This is a genomic window from Helicobacter pylori (assembly GCF_003637665.1).
Lineage (GTDB): Bacteria > Campylobacterota > Campylobacteria > Campylobacterales > Helicobacteraceae > Helicobacter > Helicobacter pylori_CK.
Genome location: NZ_MVWR01000013.1, coordinates 1 through 21,665 on the forward strand (window position 1 = coordinate 1; position 21,665 = coordinate 21,665).

General features: G+C 40.0%; 9 protein-coding genes and 1 pseudogene. 5 read left to right on the forward strand and 5 right to left on the reverse strand.

Translation table 11 applies throughout. The features are described 5' to 3' along the window. The 3 genes and pseudogenes from EAL49_RS07320 to gap all read right to left on the reverse strand — a co-directional run. Positions 1 to 183: pseudogene (locus tag EAL49_RS07320) on the reverse strand (hypothetical protein); the annotation flags it as partial. 51 nt (positions 184 to 234) lie between these two features. Beyond that, positions 235 to 7,413, reverse strand: a complete 7,179-nt coding sequence (locus EAL49_RS07325) for a vacuolating cytotoxin domain-containing protein (RefSeq protein WP_120829640.1) — start codon at positions 7,411 to 7,413, stop codon at positions 235 to 237. Between the two features lie 80 nt (positions 7,414 to 7,493). Further along, on the reverse strand, positions 7,494 to 8,492 hold the full coding sequence (gene gap / locus EAL49_RS07330) for a type I glyceraldehyde-3-phosphate dehydrogenase (RefSeq protein ID WP_120829641.1): 999 nt from the start codon (positions 8,490 to 8,492) through the stop codon (positions 7,494 to 7,496). A gap of 143 nt (positions 8,493 to 8,635) precedes the next feature. Between gap and EAL49_RS07335 the strand changes: the two genes are divergently transcribed. The 5 genes from EAL49_RS07335 to hofG all read left to right on the forward strand — a co-directional run bounded on the left by EAL49_RS07335 (position 8,636) and on the right by hofG (position 17,535). Continuing rightward, the gene (locus EAL49_RS07335; RefSeq protein WP_100966542.1) at positions 8,636 to 9,328 is read left to right on the forward strand and encodes a Bax inhibitor-1/YccA family protein; all 693 of its coding nucleotides are present in this window, start codon (positions 8,636 to 8,638) and stop codon (positions 9,326 to 9,328) included. 97 nt (positions 9,329 to 9,425) lie between these two features. Then, entirely contained in the window at positions 9,426 to 12,683 is a 3,258-nt protein-coding gene (gene carB / locus EAL49_RS07340; RefSeq protein ID WP_120829642.1) for a carbamoyl-phosphate synthase large subunit, read from the forward strand. A gap of 4 nt (positions 12,684 to 12,687) precedes the next feature. Next, the gene (locus EAL49_RS07345) at positions 12,688 to 13,119 is read left to right on the forward strand and encodes a Sua5 YciO YrdC YwlC family protein (protein WP_120829643.1); all 432 of its coding nucleotides are present in this window, start codon (positions 12,688 to 12,690) and stop codon (positions 13,117 to 13,119) included. A gap of 176 nt (positions 13,120 to 13,295) precedes the next feature. After that, positions 13,296 to 15,731, forward strand: coding sequence for a TonB-dependent receptor domain-containing protein (locus EAL49_RS07350; protein ID WP_120829644.1), 2,436 nt, complete (start codon positions 13,296 to 13,298; stop codon positions 15,729 to 15,731). A 259-nt stretch (positions 15,732 to 15,990) separates the two neighbouring features. After that, positions 15,991 to 17,535 (forward strand): outer membrane beta-barrel protein HofG, encoded by a 1,545-nt coding sequence (hofG, locus tag EAL49_RS07355; protein ID WP_120829656.1) that lies wholly within the window; start codon positions 15,991 to 15,993, stop codon positions 17,533 to 17,535. A gap of 675 nt (positions 17,536 to 18,210) precedes the next feature. On the opposite strand, the gene alpB is transcribed toward hofG, so the two are convergent. Continuing rightward, the gene (alpB, locus tag EAL49_RS07360) at positions 18,211 to 19,806 is read right to left on the reverse strand and encodes a Hop family adhesin AlpB (RefSeq protein ID WP_120829645.1); all 1,596 of its coding nucleotides are present in this window, start codon (positions 19,804 to 19,806) and stop codon (positions 18,211 to 18,213) included. A gap of 21 nt (positions 19,807 to 19,827) precedes the next feature. Then, positions 19,828 to 21,378 (reverse strand): Hop family adhesin AlpA, encoded by a 1,551-nt coding sequence (alpA, locus tag EAL49_RS07365; RefSeq protein ID WP_120829646.1) that lies wholly within the window; start codon positions 21,376 to 21,378, stop codon positions 19,828 to 19,830. Between the last annotated feature and the right edge of the window lie 287 nt (positions 21,379 to 21,665).

The window sequence follows — 21,665 nt, forward strand, 5'->3', positions numbered from 1 at the left end:
GATTTGGTTTTGAGCGTTAGAAATTATTTGGATGCGTTCTTGATTTAAAAAGGGGTTATTATGCTCAACGGCATGACTAATGGAATATTCAAAACCCACGCTCGCATACGCCCCATTTTCTTCAGCGGTACAAAAAGATAAAAATAATAAGGGTAAAGATAAAGGAAATAAGGTTTTTGGCATGGTTAATCCTGCTATGAATTGGGCTTGTTAAAAATAGGTTTAATGATACCATTAAAAAGCATAGCGCATACCAATATTTCCGGTAATATTAATATCTTTATAATCAAGCCCAAACCTAGCCCCAATGCCCGCATTCACATAAAAGGTTTTGAATAGCCTTATCTCCCCGCCTGTGATAATGCTAGCAAAAGTGTTGTATCTGCCACCATCTCTATAGCTTAGGGTGTTATTACCAATAAAACGCACCATTTTATCCCCCATAGAATTAATGAATAAGTCTCTGCCCACATCCGCAATCACAAAATAATAAGAGTTTTTATTGAAGTAGTGCCGACTTTCTAGGGCAAAATTGATCGTTAGAACGGATTTTTTATTAGGGTCAGCATTGGCTCTGAACTGGTTGTAAATAGGATCATCCATAATGCCCCTTAAACCAGACAAACCAATGTAATAATAGGCTAAACCTATTTGAGGTTTAAAAATAACGCTTTTATCTTTAAACATGAAATCATAGCCGTAATTGATTTTAGCGTCAGTCGTCCAGGTGTCGTATTTGTAAGACTGATTGATGATTGAGAGTAGGGGGTCATAAGAGTTGATGAAAGTCTTATTGTATCCCCAAGTCTCATTCAAGCTCATGGTTAATTCGCTTCTTTTGATAAACGCTCGGCTATAAACGCCTATATTGACATTGCTAGAGCCTGATTGAGTGATATTTCCATGAAACCCGCTATACCCATAAGCGGCATAACCTCCCACAATCACGCCCTTAATGAATCGGTCATACCCTACATTGATACCATATAAAGTTCCAGTGCCTCCATTAATGAAACTAGCCCCTCCAACTCCTGTCGCCCACACATTATTTTTGACTCTGTTTCTTTGAGAGTATTTTAAAATCACATCCATAGCGTTGGGGATCGCATCAGCGAATCGCTTGTTTTTAAGGGCTTCTAAGCGTTCCAAGAAATCCGAACGAGCGAAAGTTGAAGTGTCAGAGAGCTTGGCTAAACGACTCATTTGCTGCGTGTAGGTGTTGATCTGTAAAATATTAGTAGCATCATTTTTAAAATCAGGGTTAGCGATGACTTCTAAAGTGTTAGCAATATCTCCAGCGATCGTGGTTAAATCTTTTACGGAATGGCTTTCTAAATAATAGGGAGCGAATAAAGGGCTTCCCTTAGTTTCAAAGATTTTATTGAGCCAATTAATCGCTTGATTGCCTCCAGCTTGATCAATACTATCCACGCTTTGAACGCCCTGAATTTGAGCGATATATTGTTTTAAAGTGGGGGCTTGTAGGTTATTGATAGGATCATTAGAAACAGCGATTTTCACTTTATTATAAAGAATGGAAGTGTAAATGTATTGATTTTGAGAATCCTTAAAGCCTACAACTAAACCGCCATCTTTAATATTCACGGCTTGCCCGTTATAAGTTAAGCCGTTGCCAGTCATTACCATATGCTTGCCATTAATGTCAATGAGCGTGTAAAGCTTAAGGTAATTATCCAGGCTACTGCCTCCTGTGATTTGGTCGTTATACCCGTAATAAATGGCCTTAGCGCTATCAATAAGCGTGTAAGTGCCTGCTTCTTTTGAAGAAGTGTTGAATTGGATTAAGGGGTTATTGTTATTAGCCATGATTGTCGCATTGCCTTGAGCGTTGATAATAGCATGGCTAACTGAATGACTGAGATTAAACACCAAATCGCCATAGCTATTAAAATTCCCCATGACATTCAAGCCACTAGCGTTAGTGCTTAGAGTCGCTTGTTGGTTTAAGGTGAAATTACCATTAATGTTAGCTGTGGAGTTAGAGGCGTTGTTAAAAGCGTTAGTGATCGTTAAATTATTGGCTTGCAAGGTCGCATTTTCATTAAGATTGAGCGTGCCTATAACGCTATTATTTGTTACTTGAGACAAATCAATAGCCCCATTAGAAGCGATTGCGCCTAAGAAAGTGAAGTTATTAGCACGCACGCTTAAAGATTCATTAGTGGGGGTTACGCTAGAGTTTGTAGAAGAGCTGTTTTTGGTTGTGGGGCAATTGGCTAAATTGACACAAATTTCCCCTTTTTGAACGCTCACGTTATTCAAACCCGCATTAAGGCTTAAGCCATTCGTAGCGTTTAGGGTGGTGATATTGATATTAGAAACATCATTGGAAGCAAAAATCAATGCGCCTTGATACTTGCTAAAATCAATCGTATTATCGCCATTAAAAATAATAGACTTGTTGGCGACAAAATTCAAACTGCCCCCTGTAGCGTTGCTAAAAGAGCTATTATTGACAAAAACATAACCATTGCTTAAAAAGTTAAAATACCCTTTTTGCCAAAAATCATGCAAGCCTCTAGGCGATAAAAGAGCGCCTAAATCGTTTTCTTTGAGCGCGTTTTGTAAAGAGGGCGGCAACACGCTCCCTAAACCTTGATTATAAACGCCGCTTAACCCGCTTTGAGAAATAATGTTATTAATGATATTATTCACTAAGCCTTGACTTTCTAGCTTTTTAACGACATCTTGTCCTAAAAACTCGTTCAACAAGTCGTTCGCCACCACACCAATGTCTTTTTGCAGGCTTGCAGGGGGATTAGTAATATCTTTTAAAACCACGCTTAAAATAGAGCTTAATTCAGAAGCGTCTATATACCCACCGATGAAATTCAAAAGCCCTTTATCGTCTAGCATGCTTTTTAAAGACTGCTTAGCAAGGTAGTTTTCTATGATGGATGGGGTAACAAAATTACCAAAAATGCTTAGTTTTTTACTGATAATATTTTGGATTGCATTCATGACCCCACTATTATTCAATAAATCATCTAAATTATTTTGACCTATAAGTTGGCCTAAGGTTTCATTTTGCAAGCTAGCGGGCAATTCCTTACTCAAAGGGCTTAGAGCGTTTTCTATAAAGTTCCCTAAACCGCCGGCTTGCTTGATTTTTTCCATAGCCACTTGACTGAGAACATTCGCTAAATTCCCTTGATTAAAGATTTTATCAATCCCTTCTTGACCCAAAAGATTAAAGATATTGTCTGTAGCTTGAGCTTCTATGTTGGCTTTATTCAACACTAAGTTATTAGCGCTTTGAAAGGTTACATCCGCGCTCCCTCCGCTTTCAAAGGCGTTACCACTTCCAAGCGTTCCAGTGATATAAATGCTTTTAGCTTTAAAATTAGCGTTAATGTAGCCTAAATAAGGGGAAGTTGAGCCTAATAATTGCCCCAAGTAAGTGTTTCTAAAAGAAGAACAAGTGGTGCTATCTAGCGTGCAAGGACTGCTATAGCCATTGCCCCCAAACCATATAGAGCTAGTAGAGTTTGTAACATTATCTTGAGTAGCGCCTATAACGAGATTCCCGTTACTAAAGGTTTGATTGATGTTGTCAGTCAAATGGTTGATCGTTTCTAGGAGCGCTTGCTTTTGCGTTTGGGTGATCTTAATCTTGTCTAAGAGCTGCAACACTTCATTAATATTAGTGATATTGTCTAGTTGGTTGGATTCAATCATTTCTTTTAAGGCAGCGGAATTTTGAGAAAGGATCCCTAAAAGCGTTTTTAAATTCTCGCTAGAAAAACCCTTATTGTAGATATTTAAACTACTCAAAGGCTGGTTAAACGGGCTATAAGTGCCTGGGGTTTGAGGCGTTTGAGAGCCTTTAGGGGTGAAAAGACCTTTAATGTTGCTTGTCAGGTAATAAGTGCCTGCTTGATTGTCGCTATAATCATAGCTATAGCCGGTAGGATTTTGCTTAGAAGCTTGGTAATTATAAAGCTCAGGAGCGATATTAAAAATAGTGTTAGAAGCCGAGTTGGGGTTATTTAAAACTTCTATGGTTAGATCCCCATTTTTAATGCTCTCTTGAATGATTTGAGAAGAATTGAGAGGGTTTATAAACGACCAAGTTTGAATGTTGTTATTATCGCTATAGGTAGCGTTTTGGATTTTCATGCCATAAAAAAGGATTTTTTCATAGCCATTAGCCCCACTAATGCCAGTGATCCCTTTTTGAGCGTTTAGGATGTTGTAAGTTACAGATTTTGTGATGTTGTCAAAAATATTGATGTCAGATAAATTAATATCCCCATTATTCCCTAAAACAAACTGCCCGCTAACGCTCATTAAAGCCTTAGCTAAAGAGGGCGCATAACCATTAAAATTCAACGCTCCATTAGCCGTAAGGTTATTAAAACTCAATGAGCTTGCGCTGTCAAAATTAAAGCTTGCTGTATCAATAGTCGTATTGCCTCCAAAATCAGCCTGGCTTGTGCCTTGAAAATTGATATTAGCGTTTAAAGAGCTTGTGTTACTAGCCGATAAAACGCTATCGTCTAAATTGATAGTGGTGTTGTTTGAAAAACTAGCACTAGAAGCGTTGAGCTTGCTATTAGCGTTAAGACTGAGTGTCCCGCCATTAAAAAAGAGACTATTAAAGGCCGCTTGACTCCCGTTATAAATATTGAGACTCGCTTGATTGTTAAAAGCGCTTGCGCCGCTTGCGTTCAAAACGCTTTGATTGTCTAAACTTAAATTAGAATTATTATCAAGCGTTAAAGAATTTTTAAAAGCGGCTTGACTTTTATTGCCAAGCGTGATATTAGCGTTGTTTTGTAAGGTTGTATCGCCATTAAAATTCAACAAACTTTGAGAGCTAAGCGTGAAACTCGTGTTGCCTAAAAGCTGTGTCGTAGCGTTAAAATTGCTTGTCCCCCTAGAATACAAGACATTAAAAACCGCTTGCGTGTTATTGAAAATAAGGCTATTAGCCTGCAAATTATAGATCGCTCCACCATTCAAACGAGAATTGATAAAGCTTAAAGAATTAGTAGCGTTAGCGCTGATCACGCTTGATCCTCCAGGGTTTGTAAAGCCGCTAAACGAAGCGTTGGAAAAGGAAATATTTTTAGCACTAAAACTGAATTTCCCCCAAGTCATATCGCTAAAACTAGAATTGGTTACGCTGATATTATTTAGAGCGTCAAAAGCGGCATAGGAATGCTGACTGGCTCCCGTTTGAATCATTTTAGTAACGGTTTCAGCGTCATTGTAACTCAAGCCATCCATAGTGATGTTATCGCTTGCTTTAAAGGTGATGTTCGCTCCCCCACCATCTGAATTTGAAACGCCTTCACCGGTTTTAAAATTATTGGTCAAGTAAATGTTAGCCGCACTAAAAGTTCCCGTGATATAGCCAAAGCCTCCATGCCCTATCCAAATCAACCCATTATTATTCACGCTCTCTGTATTATTCCCTATGATCAAAGTGCCATTGTTAGCATTGACGCCAAAACTTCTTCCAAATAAATTGGCTGTATAAGTGCTGAGCGTGTTGCCGCTTTGACCGCTCTGTCCTGAAAGGTTGGGATCGATATAATAAATGCCTTGTTTTGAGTAAGTTTGATTTTGGAGGTTATAAACTCCATTCCACACATTCGTTGTGGGTAAATTTTGAGTAGGGGGTGTGGGCGGAACTTGACTAGGAGGTGTGTTTTGCACTGTGTGTTTTGTAGGAGTGGGTGCGGGGCTTGTAGGCTTAGCGTCAGCTATCGCTTGCTTTAATCCCTCTTGTTCAGCGTTAAAAGTCTTTTCATCATTCTGTAAGGTTTGTTCATCTTGTTGCTCTTTGCTTTGCGCTTGATTGAAAGCTTGTTCACTAAAGCCTGTGGTGGAGTTGGCTAATTGTTTGATTTGAGCTAAATCTTTTTCTAACGCTTGTTCATCTTGAGCGATTTGTTGGTTAGTGTTTTCTAAACCTTGAGCGTCTTTAGCGACAGTAGTATTTTTGCTTTGAGTGTAGCTTGTATCGTTGCTTGCGATCGTGTTGTCGCTAGTAACATTATTCAAAGCGTTTTGGGAATTGGTTAGATCCTCTTGATAGGTTTGTTGGGCTTGTTGTTGTAAATCGTCTCCTAAAAATTGGGTAATGATGGATTGTTTGTTAAAGGTTTCTTGTAAGGTTTCATCTTGCCCATTAATATCAAAGGTTACATCATAAGTGTTATTGCCCACTCCAACATGGCTAATGGCTTTATCGCCCTTATAGTTGATTAAATCCCACAAATAGCTTTGATAAACCCCATACTGAATGGTCCCATTTGTAGTAAGAATGTCATAGGTTTGATTGTTATTAAGGGTTTGATTGAGGTTAAAAATCGCATCAGAACCAAAGGATACACTGCCTTTAAGGCTAGAAAAAGGAGAACTTGAATTTAAAGTGTTAATGCCTGAAAAACTCACCTTGCTAGTATTAAAGCTATAAGTCCCTTGATTGAAAGTGTCGTTATTAAAGCTAGCGTTGTTACTAAAGTTATAAGCGCCTTGATTGAAGCTGCTGTTTTCAAAAGCAGATTGAGCGCTATTAAAGTGATAAGTCCCTTGATTGAAGTTACTATTACCAAAGCTTGAACTTGCGCTGTTACTAAAATTATAAGTGCCTTGATTGAAGTTGGTTTGATTAAAGGAGATGGCACTATTATTGTTATTACCGCTGAAACTAAAGCCCCCATCAGTGTCGTCTGTAAAGCTAGAGCCGCTGACATTGATGTTAGAGCCTTTAAAATTCATGTAAGATTTTTGCGTCCCTGCATCGCTATTATCAAAGCTCGCTTGATTGATCGTGATGTTGTTAGTCGCATTAAAATTGAGCGTGGCCCCACCGCCATCAGCGTATGAGTTTCCGGTTGTGATACGGCTAGAATTAAAATCAATCGTTTGAGCGTCATAAGTGCCCGTGATATAGCCGACATCACCTCCATTAATACCTGTGCCTCCAAAGCGGATATTCCCTCCCACATTAAGCGTGCCGCCATTGAATTTTTGCGTGAAACTAGCCCCACCAGCACTATAAGTGGTAAGAGTGTTCAAATAATAAGTCCCAGAGCCTTGAGCGCTGCTAAAAAGGCAATAAGAGTTGTGCGTGGGTGAATTAGGACCGCTTTCAATATTATCTTGATAACTCCAAGACGACCATGACCAATAACGGCACTCGTTAGCCCTTAGGTGGGATAATCCCCCTAACGCTCCTATCAATAAAACCGAAGCTTTTAAAAAAGATTTGTTTTTATTAAAGGGCTTTTTAATGGATTCTGTTTTTTTATGGCGTTTTAAGGGCTTTTCACATTTTAAGATTTGATTCAATGTGAAAATTTTCTTTGAGATCTTACTCAATTTGAAAGATCCCTTTGAAATAAACCTAGAAATCAATCTGGCCTTTTTAAACGCCATTTAAAACTCCAATCGTTTTTATTAAATCCCACATTATACAACTTGATGTTAAACAAACTCAAAAAGATTCGCAAAATGACTTAATAATGATACACAAATTGCGCCATATCCACCAAACGATTAGAATACCCCCATTCATTATCATACCACCCCATGATTTTGACCATATTCTCTAGCGTGAAAGTCAAATCAGGCGCGATGATAACGCTATGCGGATTAGAAATGAAATCAGAACTCACCCTTTCTTTTAAATCTATCTCTAGCACGCCTTTTAAAACCCCTTTGGAAGCTTTAATCAATAAATCATTGATGGGATCTTTAAGGGTCTTTTTTTCTAAAAACAAACTCAAATCTATCATGGACACATCAAGGCTAGGCACCCTCACGCTATGCCCATGCATTTTATTTTTGAGACTGGGTAAAACTTTATGCAAAGCTAGAGCGGCTTTAGTGGTGGTGGGGATAATGTTGCTTGCGGCTGCTCTGGAGCGCCGTTTATCCAAAGGGTGGGCCAAATCAATGAGTTTTTGATCGCTCGTGTAGCTATGAATGGTCGTTAGCATGCCCTCTTTAATATTAAAAGCTTTATCTAAAATCGTGCAAATGGGCGCGATAGCGTTAGTCGTGCAAGAGGCGTTAGAAACAATAGCCTGGTTTTGATAGCAAAAATGATTGACCCCATACACTAAAGTAGGGTATTGTTTTTCATCGTATTCGCCTATAAAGGGAGCGGATAACAGCACCTTTTTAGCCCCAAGCAAAAGGTAATTTTCTAGCGTTTTAGGCTCTAGAAACTTCCCTGAACACTCTAGGATAACATCCACGCCCTTCAAGTCTTTGATGCTATTAAAAACAGGGATTTCTAACGAGCCGATAATAAGCTTACCATTAGAGTAACGCACCTCCTTATTGAGCAATCCATGCGCGCTGTCATGCTCTAAAAGATAAGCCAGGATTTCCCAATTAGCAGGGTCATTGATGCCTACCACTTCTAAATGAGGGTTTGTATCGTTGCGCTCTAAAATCGCTCTTAAAACGCATCTCCCAATGCGGCCAAATCCATTGATAAAAATTTTCATCGTAACTATTATCCTATTTCTAGACTTCAATTTCAATTTTAGGGGGTTTTGTTTGGTATTTTACTACATTTTGTGCTATTATATTGGACCTAGCTGTAGGTTAATTAAAATTATTTATTGAGTTGAAATTCAAGGAGTAAAACATGGCATTGTATGACAGAGCTGATTCTCGTAACGCGTATGCAGAAAATTCTTTATTGCACGAAAGCGAGCTGGTGGGTTTTGTTAAAACGACTTACAAGTTCTTTGCGGGCAGTTTGTTATTAGCGACTATTGGGGCGTTACTAGGTTTAATGAATTTTCAAGCCGTAGTGCAGTATAAATGGGTGTTTTTTATCGCTGAAATTGCGGCGTTTTTTGGTTTGATGTTTTCTAAATCCAAACCCGGATTGAATCTATTCATGCTGTTTGCTTTCACTTCATTATCAGGGGTTACTTTGGTGCCTTTGTTGGGTATGGTGATTGCAAAAGCTGGTTTAGGAGCGATTTGGCAAGCTTTGGGCATGACGACTATTGTTTTTGGTTTGATGAGCGTGTATGCCCTTAAGACTAAAAACGATCTAGCGAATATGGGTAAAATGCTCTTCATCGCTTTGATTGTGGTGGTGGTGTGTTCGCTTATTAACTTGTTTTTGGGTAGCCCCATGTTCCAGGTTGTCATTGCGGGAGCGAGTGCGATTTTATTCAGTCTTTACATCGCTTATGACACCCAAAACATCGTTAAAGGCATGTATGATAGCCCCATTGATGCGGCGGTGAGCTTGTATTTAGACTTTTTGAATGTCTTTATTTCTATTCTGCAAATCATTGGTATTTTTTCAGACAGAGACAAATAGTTTGAAAAAATAGGGGGGGACACCACGCAAAAACCTAATAAAAAATATTTTAAAACTGATAACACTTCATTTTATATTCTTTCTTTAAGGATTAGTGATGCCTAAACGCACCGATATTTCCAACATTCTACTGATAGGCTCAGGCCCTATTGTGATCGGGCAAGCTTGTGAGTTTGACTACTCAGGGACTCAAAGTTGTAAAACCTTAAAATCTTTAGGTTATAGAGTGATCTTAATCAATTCTAACCCGGCCACCGTGATGACTGATCCTGAATTTTCTCATCAAACTTATATCCAACCCATCACTGGAGAAAATATCGCCGCTATCATCAAAAAAGAAAAGATTGACGCTATTTTACCCACAATGGGCGGGCAAACCGCTTTGAATGCGGTCATGCAAATGCACCAAAAGGGCATGTTAGAAGGCGTGGAGCTTTTAGGGGCTAAGATTGAAGCGATTAAAAAAGGCGAAGACAGGCAGGCTTTCAAAGAAGCGATGTTAAAAATCGGGATGGATTTGCCTAAAGGGCGTTACGCTTATAGCGAGTTAGAAGCCCTAGAAGCCATTAATGAAATTGGCTTTCCAGCCATTATTAGAGCGAGTTTCACGCTAGCTGGGGGAGGGAGTGGGGTCGCTTATAATATTGAAGAGTTTCAAGAATTGGCTAAAAACGCCCTGGACGCTTCGCCCATTAATGAAATTTTGATTGAAGAGTCCTTATTGGGGTGGAAAGAATACGAAATGGAGGTCATACGAGACAGCAAGGACAATTGCATCATTGTGTGCTGCATTGAAAACATTGATCCCATGGGCGTTCATACCGGCGATAGCATCACCATCGCTCCAAGTCTCACCTTAACTGATAAAGAATACCAACGCATGCGCGATGCGAGCTTTGCGATTTTGAGAGAAATTGGCGTGGATACGGGCGGGAGTAATGTGCAATTTGCGATCCACCCAGAGACTTTAAGAATGGTCGTGATTGAAATGAACCCACGAGTGAGCCGCAGCTCCGCTCTAGCTTCAAAAGCGACCGGGTTTCCCATTGCAAAAGTGGCTACCATGCTTGCGGTGGGTTTTAGCTTAGATGAAATCCAAAACGATATTACCAACACTCCGGCGAGTTTTGAACCTAGTTTGGATTATATCGTGGTGAAAATCCCTCGCTTTGCGTTTGAAAAATTTGCCGGTGTTTCTAGCACTTTAGGGACTTCTATGAAAAGCATTGGCGAAGTGATGGCGATAGGGGGGAATTTCTTAGAAGCCCTACAAAAAGCGTTATGCTCTTTGGAAAACAATTGGCTAGGGTTTGAATCGTTGAGCAAAGATTTAGAAGCGATCAAAAAGGAAATCCGCCGGCCCAATCCTAAGCGCTTGCTCTATATCGCTGATGCGTTCAGGCTCGGCGTTTGCGTGGATGAAGTGTTTGAATTGTGCCAGATTGACAGGTGGTTTTTATCTCAAATTCAAAAGCTAGTCAAAGCAGAAGAGGGCATCAATTCTAGCGTTTTAACGGACGCCAAAAAATTAAGAGGGCTTAAAAATTTAGGCTTTAGCGATTCTAGGATTGCCGCTAAAATCAAAGAAAATGAAAATTTAGAGGTGAGTCCTTTTGAAGTGGAATTAGCTAGATCTAATTTACAAATCGCGCCCCATTTTGAAGAAGTGGACACTTGTGCGGCGGAGTTTTTATCGCTCACGCCTTATTTGTATTCCACCTATGCCCCTAACCCTTTGCCCCCTGTTGAAAACAAGCAAGAAAAACAAGAAAAGAAAATTCTAATCATAGGCTCTGGGCCTAACCGCATCGGTCAAGGCATTGAATTTGATTATTGTTGCGTGCATGCGAGCTTTGCCTTAAAAGATTTAAACATTAAAAGCGTCATGCTCAATTGCAATCCAGAAACGGTTAGCACAGATTATGACACGAGCGATACGCTCTATTTTGAACCCATTCATTTTGAGTGCGTGAAGACTATCATTCAAAGGGAGCGCGTGGATGGCATCATCGTGCATTTTGGGGGACAAACCCCTTTAAAACTCGCTAAAGATTTAGCTAAAATGCAAGCCCCCATTATTGGCACGCCTTTTAAAGTGATTGATATTGCTGAAGATAGAGAAAAATTTTCCCTCTTTTTAAAAGAGCTTGACATCAAGCAGCCCAAAAACGGCATGGCTAAGAGCGTTGATGAAGCCTATAGTATCGCTAATGTGATTGGTTTCCCTATCATTGTGCGCCCTAGTTATGTGCTAGGCGGCCAACACATGCAAATTTTAGAAAACATTGAAGAACTGCGCCATTATTTAGAAAGCGTTACGCATTCTTTAGAGATTAGCCCTAAAAACCCGCTCCTCATTGACAAGTTTTTAGAAAAAGCAGTGGAATTAGATGTGGATGCCATTTGCGATAAAAAAGAGGTCTATATTGCCGGCATTTTACAGCATATTGAAGAAGCCGGTATCCATTCAGGCGATTCGGCGTGCTTTATCCCTTCCACTTTAAACCCTGAAATTTTAGACGAAATTGAGCGAGTGAGCGCGAAAATCGCTCTGCATTTAGGCGTAGTAGGGCTATTGAATATCCAATTTGCTGTTTATGAAAATTCGCTGTATTTGATTGAAGTCAATCCCAGAGCCAGCAGAACCGTGCCTTTTTTAAGCAAGGCTTTAGGCGTTCCTTTAGCCAAAGTAGCGACTAGGGTTATGGTGCTAGAAGATTTGAAAGAAGCCTTGAAGTTTTATGATAAAAAAAATATCGTAGAATATTCTAAAGGCGTTTATAAGCCTAAAATGCCTCATTTTGTGGCTTTAAAAGAAGCGGTTTTCCCTTTTAATAAACTTTATGGATCGGATTTGATTTTAGGGCCTGAGATGAAAAGCACCGGCGAAGTGATGGGGATTGCTAGATCTTTAGGGTTGGCTTTTTTCAAGGCTCAAACGGCTTGCTTTAACCCCATTAAAAACAAGGGGCTTATTTTTGTTTCTATTAAAGATAAGGATAAAGAAGAAGCGTGCGTTTTAATGAAACGATTGGTTCAGTTAGGCTTTGAATTGTGCGCCACAGAAGGCACGCATAAAGCTTTGGAAAAAGCCGGGGTAAAGTCTTTAAAGGTGCTTAAAATCTCTGAAGGCCGCCCCAATATCATGGATTTGATGATGAATGGGGAAATCAGCATGGCTATCAACACCAGCGATCACAAATCTCAAGATGACGCCAAACTCATTCGCGCTTCTGTGCTTAAAAACCATGTGAGTTATTTCACGACTTTAAGCGCGATAGAAGTCTTAATTTTAGCGTTAGAAGAAAGCTCTCAAAAAGACGAGTTGTTAGCCTTACAAGATTATTTAAAGTAGTTTGATGGCGTTAGTGTATCTTGTTCAAAGCGATACCACTATAGGGCTGCTTTCTAAAGACAGCGAAAAGCTCAATGCCTTAAAAGGCCGCCCTAAAAACCAAAGCGTTTTAATAGAAAGCGCTGATTTTAGCACCTTAAAAAGCCTAGTGCACGCGCCCAACGCTTTTAAAAACCTCATTAGAAGAAGCGCTAAAACCACTTTTATTTACCCTAACTCTAAGGCCGTTCGTGTGGTTAGGGGCAGGCATGGGGATTTTTTAAAGCGTTTTAAAACGCTCTATAGCACCTCAGCCAACCTCACCCAATGCGCTTATGATAAAGAAATCGCTTCCAATCTCGCTGATGTAATCGTGAGCGATGAAAGAGGTTTGTTTGAAAGTGGTAGTTCTAAAATATTCAGGCTTTATAAAAATAAAAAAGTGAGAATAAGATAAAAAAAACCTTTCGCATTCTGTGCATTTTGAAAGGGGTTTTTGTGGGATTTTTCTAAAAGTTTATCATTTGTTTATCAAAAATGGCTAGCTCTTTTAAGGTGATTGTAATATTTTTTTGATTATAATAACACCTTTATTTTTTAAGAGAAATTATTATCATATTTAGGATTTTAAGAATGAATGACAAGCGTTTTAGGAAGTATTGTAGTTTTTCTATTTTTTTGTCCTTATTAGGAATGTTTGAATTAGAGGCCAAAGAAGAAGAAAAAGAAGAAAGAAAGACAGAAAGAAAAAAAGAAAAGAACGCCCAACACACTCTAGGTAAGGTTACCACTCAAGCGGCTAAAATCTTTAATTACAACAACCAGACAACCATTTCAAGTAAGGAATTAGAAAGAAGGCAAGCCAACCAAATCAGCGACATGTTTAGAAGAAACCCCAATATCAATGTGGGCGGTGGCGCGGTGATAGCGCAAAAAATTTATGTGCGCGGTATTGAAGACAGATTGGCTCGGGTTACGGTGGATGGCGCAGCACAAATGGGCGCAAGCTATGGGCATCAAGGCAATACGATTATTGACCCTGGAATGCTCAAAAGCGTGGTGGTTACTAAAGGGGCGGCTCAAGCGAGCGCGGGGCCTATGGCTTTGATTGGTGCGATCAAAATGGAAACTAAAAGCGCAAGCGATTTTATCCCTAAAGGTAAAGACTACGCCATAAGTGGGGCTGCCACTTTTTTGACCAACTTTGGGGACAGGGAAACCATTATGGGCGCTTATCGTAACCATCATTTTGATGCACTTTTGTATTACACGCACCAAAATATTTTTTACTATCGTGATGGGGATAATGCGATGAAAAATCTTTTTGATCCTAAAGCAAATAATAAAGTTACAGCAAGCCCTAGCGAGCAAAACAATGTGATGGCTAAGATCAATGGTTATTTGAGCGATAGAGATACCTTAACGCTCAGTTATAACATGACTAGAGACAACGCTAACCGCCCTTTAAGAGCGAATTTTACAGGCACTTTTTTACCTTATTCTTGCGGTGATTTTAACGCTTTCCCTAATGATCAAAACCCTGATGATTGTTTGTTTGAAAATGACGCTAGTTTGTTTAAAACTTATAGCGTCAATTTAGTGCATAACATGAGCTTGAATTATGAAAGAGAAGGGGGGAGTCGTTTTGGTGATCCTAAATTAAAAATCAATGGCTATACGAGTATTAGGAATGTCCAAATTGATCCGCTTTTTAAGCCTAACGATATAGCGACCATCATCCCTTTCACCCCAAACCCAAAACTTAGTGAAGAAAATCAATGCGTGGCGCAAGGGGGTATTTATGACGCTACTAAACAAACCTGCTCCATCACTTTTAAAAGCCTTGGAGGGGGTTCTGTGGTGGCTAATAAAAATTTATTCATCATCAATTCCGGGTTTAATGCGAATGTGATCCACACCATAGTTCACAAGAATGACAATCTTTTGGAATACGGGTTGAATTACCAGAATTTAACCACTTTTGATAAAGCGATCCCAAATAGCGAATTAGTCAAGCCCGGCGATGCCCCTGATGCATGCTTAAGGGTTACAAGCCCTAATGATCCCAACATGAACGGGCGCTGCCAACGAAATGGCGCTACGGCGAATGTGGTTGGGGTGTATGCGCAAGCGAATTACACCTTGCACTCTATGGTAACTTTAGGGGCAGGGACTCGTTATGATGTTTATACTTTAGTGGATAAAGACTGGCAATTGCACATAACTCAAGGGTTTAGCCCTAGCGCGGCTTTAAATGTCTCGCCTTTAGAAAATTTGAATTTCAGGCTTTCTTACGCGTATGTAACCAGAGGCCCTATGCCTGGAGGTTTGGTGTGGATGCGTCAAGACAATTTGCGCTATAACCGCAATTTAAAGCCAGAAATTGGGCAAAATGTGGAATTTAACACCGAATACAGCAGTCAGTATTTTGATTTCAGAGCCGCCGGTTTTGTCCAATTGATTTCTAATTACATCAACCAATTTTCTTCAACGCTTTTTGTAACCAACTTGCCCGCACAAGATATTATTTATGTGCCTGGTTATGAAGTTTCAGGGACGGCTAAATACAAGGGCTTTTCTTTAGGCTTGAGCGTGGCAAGATCATGGCCTTCTTTAAAGGGGCGCTTGATCGCTGATGTGTATGAATTGGCTGCCACGACAGGCAATGTGTTTATTTTAACGGCAAGCTATACAATCCCACGCACCGGCCTTAGCATCACTTGGCTTTCACGCTTTGTTACCGATCTAGATTATTGCTCTTATAGCCCTTATCGTAACGGCCCTACGGATATTGACAGACGGCCTAGCAATTGCCCTAAAACGCCTGGGATTTTTCATGTGCATAAGCCGGGTTATGGGGTGAGCAGTTTTTTTATCACTTACAAGCCTACTTATAAAAAACTTAAAGGGTTGAGCTTGAATGCGGTGTTTAACAATGTTTTTAACCAACAATATATTGATCAAGCAAGCCCGGTGATGAGCCCTGATGAACCCAATCAAGACAAATACGCAAGGGGCATGGCAGAGCCTGGCTTTAACGCTAGATTTGAAATTTCTTATAAGTTTTAAAATTTGAGCACGTGGGGGGCTAAAAGCGAGAATTTCATGGGTAATAAGCCCAATCAAAAATAACGCATTCTTTAGAAGTAACAAATATATAATTTTAATCCTTTAATTTTAAACCAATTTACAATGAGGGGTTATTTTTTGTAAAATAGGGTTGCGGATTTTAATTAATATTTTAACTTCATGCTATTTTTTTTTTTTTTTTGATTATAATTATAATCTCAACAAAAAAAATCATACCATTAAGATTAGGGAGAGTTTAGTGAAGCAAGAAAAGTATTTTTTGACTTCTTCTTTATCGCTTTTATCGTTTTTATTATGTCCTATAGAAGCTTTTGATTATCGGTTTAGCGGTCGTGTGGAGAACTTTTCTAAGATTGGTTTTAACAATTCTCAAATCAATACTAAAAAAGGGATTTATCCTACTGAAAGTTTTATAGATATTGTAACTTTAGCGCAAGTCAAAGTCAATTTACTCCCTAAAGGCACCGAAAACCATAAGCTCTCTGTCTCTTTGGGTGGGGCGATTGCAGCCATTCCTTATGATAAGACTAAGAACGATATTAACCAAGCTAACGGGAAGATTTTTGGCTCAATTGTGGAGAATTTCATTGGGGGCTATCATGGATACTTTTTCAATAAGTATCTTGGCCCTGCTTATGCGGGGACTTCTCAATCAGCGAGCTATCATGCAAGGCCTTATGTGGTGGATACCGCTTTTTTACGATACGATTACAAAGATGTTTTTGGGTTTAAAGCGGGGCGTTATGAAGCGAATATTGATTTTATGAGCGGTTCGAATCAAGGGTGGGAAGTGTATTATCAGCCCTATAAGACTGAAACGCAAAGGTTAAGATTTTGGTGGTGGAGTTCTTTTGGGAGAGGTTTGGCGTTCAACTCTTGGATTTATGAGTTTTTTGCGACGGTGCCTTATTTGAAAAAGGGAGGCAATCCCAGTAATAGCAATGATTTCATCAATTACGGCTGGCATGGGATCACCACAACCTATTCTTATAAAGGTTTAGACGCTCAATTTTTTTATTATTTTGCGCCTAAGACTTATAACGCTCCTGGCTTTAAGCTAGTTTATGACACGAATAGGAATTTTGAAAATGTCGGCTTTCGCTCTCAAAGCATGATCATGACAACCTTTCCTTTATATTATAGGGGGTGGTATAACCCAGAGACAAACACTTATAGTTTGGAAGACAGCACGCCTCATGGATCGTTGTTAGGGAGGAATGGCGTTACTTTAAATATCCGCCAGGTTTTTTGGTGGGATAATTTCAACTGGTCCATTGGCTTTTATAACACCTTTGGCAATTCAGACGCTTTTTTAGGCTCTCACACGATGCCAAGGGGTAATAACACTTCCTATATCGGTAGTGAAATCTCCGTAACGACTAGGCATGCCGGAATGATTGGCTATGATTTTTGGGATAATACGGCTTATGATGGGCTAGCTGATGCGATCACTAACGCTAACACTTTCACTTTTTACACTTCTGTTGGAGGGATTCATAAGCGTTTTGCATGGCATGTTTTTGGGCGCGTCTCTCATGCGAATAAAAATGCGTTAGGGCAAGTGGGGAGGGCTAATGAATATTCCTTGCAATTCAATGCGAGCTATGCGTTCACTGAATCGGTTCTTCTTAACTTTAGGATCACTTATTATGGGGCTAGGATCAATAAAGGGTATCAAGCAGGGTATTTTGGAGCGCCCAAATTCAATAACCCTGATGGCGATTTTAGCGCGAATTACCAAGACAGAAGTTACATGATGACCAACCTCACGCTGAAGTTTTGATTTTAATCAAGTGGTAGCGTTAAGATTACTACTAAAACTATCGCTATAAAAATAACTTTCATGGTGGTGTCTCCTAACGGAGTGTTGTCCGCTTGCATTTTCCTAACCCATTTATTCAATGTTTTTACTTTGCTCCAATTGAGCATGATGATAAAAAATGTTTTTAGTATTTTTTACAATCAATACTAAAGACTTTGTGCAAGCAAGTGAGAGTTTTTTAAAAGCGCTTCCTAGAGGTTAGGGGGATTTAGTTTTTGGGGGGGGGTTTCAAAATATTCCTATTCCCTTAAAAAACGAGTTTTACCATAAAATTTAGAACCACAAAACAAAGTTTTAAACCACAGAAATCCTAAACGCCTTGAGCGTTTGATCACCTTTAGCATTAAAGCCGTTCTTGGGGGATAATCTCAATATTTGACAACATTTGATAAAGATTTTGGGTTGTTTTTCTAAGTATAAAAATTTTGAAGCGCTAAAGCTTTTTAAAAGTTTTTAATCAAGCGTTTTAAAATCTCAACAAGCCTTGAGCGTTAAGCTTTTTGTGAATAATCTCTTTTAATCAAGCGTTCTTAGGGGGTCAATTCCATTATTTGATTATTGGATAAGGGTTTTGGGTTGTTTTTAAAGTGGGGGTTAAAGGGTTCAATCAAAGCCTATAAAAGGCCTTGAGCTTTTTTAGAAGGCGTAGCCATAGACCCAATACACGCTATAAGGGCGGAAGTATTTCACTTCAGCGCCACCAGCTTTATAGTAAGTGTTGTAAATCGTAGGGATTTGCACACCGATTTCTATAGAATGCTGGTTGTGGCTTTTCAAGTCTTTTTTCAAGATACCAAAGTTCATGCGTAAGCCCAAGTCAAACAAGAATTGGAATTTTGTCGCTGTAGGTCTGCTCGCAAGCTGAGGGCTATTTCTTAGCGTGCTGATGTAAGTATCCCCTGCGAGTTGGATCCCCCCAAAGAAGCCCGCATTAAGACTTCGGCTGCCAAAAGAGCGGCTAAACACATTGTAAAGCACATCAGTCCCCACCCCATAAGTGAGCAAATTGACTTGATTGTAAGTAGGGCCATTACCCACGCCCGCACCGTTATAGCTGAAGAAGCCGTAGTAGCGTAAGCCCACATTCTTGTTTTCTCCAAAGAATTGCTTGTAACCGATTTTAGTGATAAACCCGTTAAACGCATTCACTTGAGAGCTGTTACCGGCAGCGAAATTCCCAAGCCATGGGTTAGCTTTAAGCTCGTTATTCAAAGCGGTAACTTTAGCCAAAGTGTTTGTGGTGTTGTTTAATAGTTGGGTAGAGCGCGCTTGATCAATATTCCCGCCATAGCTCACCTGATAGCCTGTTGAATTGCTGATGTTAGCGTTGTTGGCTAGCGTTAAAGCGTTTTGAGAAGTGTTGACGATATTTTGCACCAAGCTGGTAAATTCCTTAGCGCTCAAATCGTTCCCAGCGTTAGCAGAGTTGAAAACATGCTGCGCTAAAGCGGCGTCCAAAAACGCTGCGGCAGCCCCGCTATCACCGCTTGGCCCCATAGTGATTGAAGCTTGCTTTAGGACATAAGCGATTTGTTGAGCGGTAACACCATTCCCATAAGCTTGATTAGTGTGGTTTTGAAAAATCCCACCCGCTTGGTTATTGGCGTTTAAGAATGAGTTCATGTAAGTCAAATAAACGCTAGCGGTGTTAAGCTCGCTGAGTTGGTTGGAGAGATTTTGGCTCGTGGTGTTGTTGTTGCCTTGAAAGATATTCTTGCTGATGTTTTGACTCAAAGTTTTGATAGAGCCAACCATTTCGTCATAAAGAGCCAGGTTACCTTGGAAACAAGGGTTAGTAGAGCTACCACTAGTAGTAGCGGCTGTGGTCGCACCATTAGCGGTTGTGCCGTTACTACCACATTGATGGATACTGCCAGTGTTCAAAGTGGGATACAAATCAATCAAATTGCCTAGTTGGTTCATAAAGAGATTGCCCAAAGTCCCGGCGACATTGCCTCCGGTGCCTGCAATATTGATATTGGTGTTGTTTGTCGTGTTAGAGTTTAACAAGCCGGCTAATTCTTCGGCTTTGATTTTACCCGGGTTTTTCACTTGTTGGACTACCTGACCTAATTCATACCCAAAGGTCATAAAGCCCCCATCTTCTTCAGCGCCTACTGGATTGAAACTCAAGCTTAACGCTAGGCTTAAAGGGGCTAAGAATCTTACTTTTTGAGATTGTGTCATTAAATTTTCCTTAATCATTTTGAATGGCTTTAAATTTTGTTTCATGTTTGTCTCTTCCCCCCTTTCTTAGAATGAATACCCATAAGACCAATAAACGCTATAAGGACGGAAATACTTCACGGTAGTCCCTGCGGATTTGTAATAAGTGTTATAAATCGTAGGCACCACTACGCCAAATTCCACCGTGTGCTGGTTGTGGCGGTTGGATTTCCCGTCCAACTTACCGAAGTTCATCCTCATACCGAAGTCAAAGAGGAACTGGAAATGCGTGTTATTGATTTTGCCGTGCAATTTCACATTGGGGTCATCTCTGAGCGTGGATTGGAAGGTCTCACCGGCTAATTGGATACCGCTAAAAAAGCCCATATCCACAGAGCGGTTTTGATAGGAGCGGCTAAAGATATTATACAACACATCAGTCCCCACCCCATAAGTGTATAACCCTACATTATTTTGAGTGGATCTAAAGCCCACGCTCGCTCCGTTATAAGAAAAGAAACCATAATAGCGCAAACCGATATTCCTTTTCTTCCCGAAGAATTGCTTATAGCCTATTTTGGTGTAAAACCCGTTTAAAATATTCGTTGAACGGCTGTTCCCGGCTCTGAATTGGGGCAAGTAAGGCATGCTTTTTACCTGATTGTTGAGTGCAGTGATTTTATCCAAAGTGACTTGCGCGTTATAAAGAGCGTTAGGGAGCTGACTAGCACGCCCTTGCACAGCGTTAGCTTGGTTGGAATTTATCCCAGCGCTATTAACCGCGCTCCCGCTAATGGTGTTTTTAGTGAGTTCGTTATAAACCAATTGAGATTGATCAATAATGCCTTGCACCAAACCTGTAAAAGCGGCTGAATTGAATTCTTTATTCCCAATATTGGCGGCTACGGCAGAGTTGAAAGCTTCTAAAAGCAATTCATCTTGCTTGAGCAAGTTCGCTGCGTTATTGAGAATGGTTTGTTGATCTTTAAGGTATTGGATAGCTTGTGTAGAGTAAGTTTGACCATTTTGACCAGTTGCACCACTAGTAGTGCTTCCATTCTTAGTTATTGACTCTAAAGCGTTGTTCATCGCATTAAAAAACACATTCCCCGCATTCAAGTAAGTGAGCTGTTGTTGCATGTTAGTGAAATTGGTGTCTGTGCCGTAGTTGGTTTGGCTGCCAATCGTGCTTAAAACCCTATCAGTCAAGCTAGGGAGCCAGTAATAGCCCGCAGCGGTACAAGCGCTTTGAGTGTTAAGAGAACTGCTACCAGCCGTCCCTGCAGCCGCGCAAGTCCCATTGCCTACCGCGCCTTGTAAAAGAGCGTTCGCAGCCACATCATTACCATTGAGCTTCTCTGGATAAGCCCCTAAAAGCGAATAAAGGTATTGAGAGAAAGCGTTACTCAACGCCCCTGCGACATTGCCTCCGGTGTTGTTGTTTAAAATGTTGTTCGTAACATCAGCGTTAAGCTCTCTTGCGAGTTCGTCCCTTTTAGTGCCACCTGGGTTTTGGACATCTTGCATGACTTGCCCGAGCTGATAACCGACGGTAAAAAACCCTCCATCATCTTCTGCATAACTTATGCTAGCACAAAGGGCTAGACTAAGAAACAGCGTTCTATTTTTCTTTGTCATGATTTTCCTTATCAATGGGATGCTCCCTGATTGAAGTTTAAATTTAGGATTTAGTTACATCAAAGCTTGCAAATAGTGTTTAGTAATACAAATTATTAGATGTAATTGTGATATTCTCACATAATAAAAGTTAAACTAACCTTAAAAAACCCCTTTAAAACCCCTTATCAAGGAAATAAAGTTACGAAATTTGAACCCTTTTTTACAAAAAAAAAAAACGGGATTTTATAGGGGGTTAGCGTTAAATTTTGGGGTTTTAAAAACGCTTTTTGGCATTTTTAGGCTTT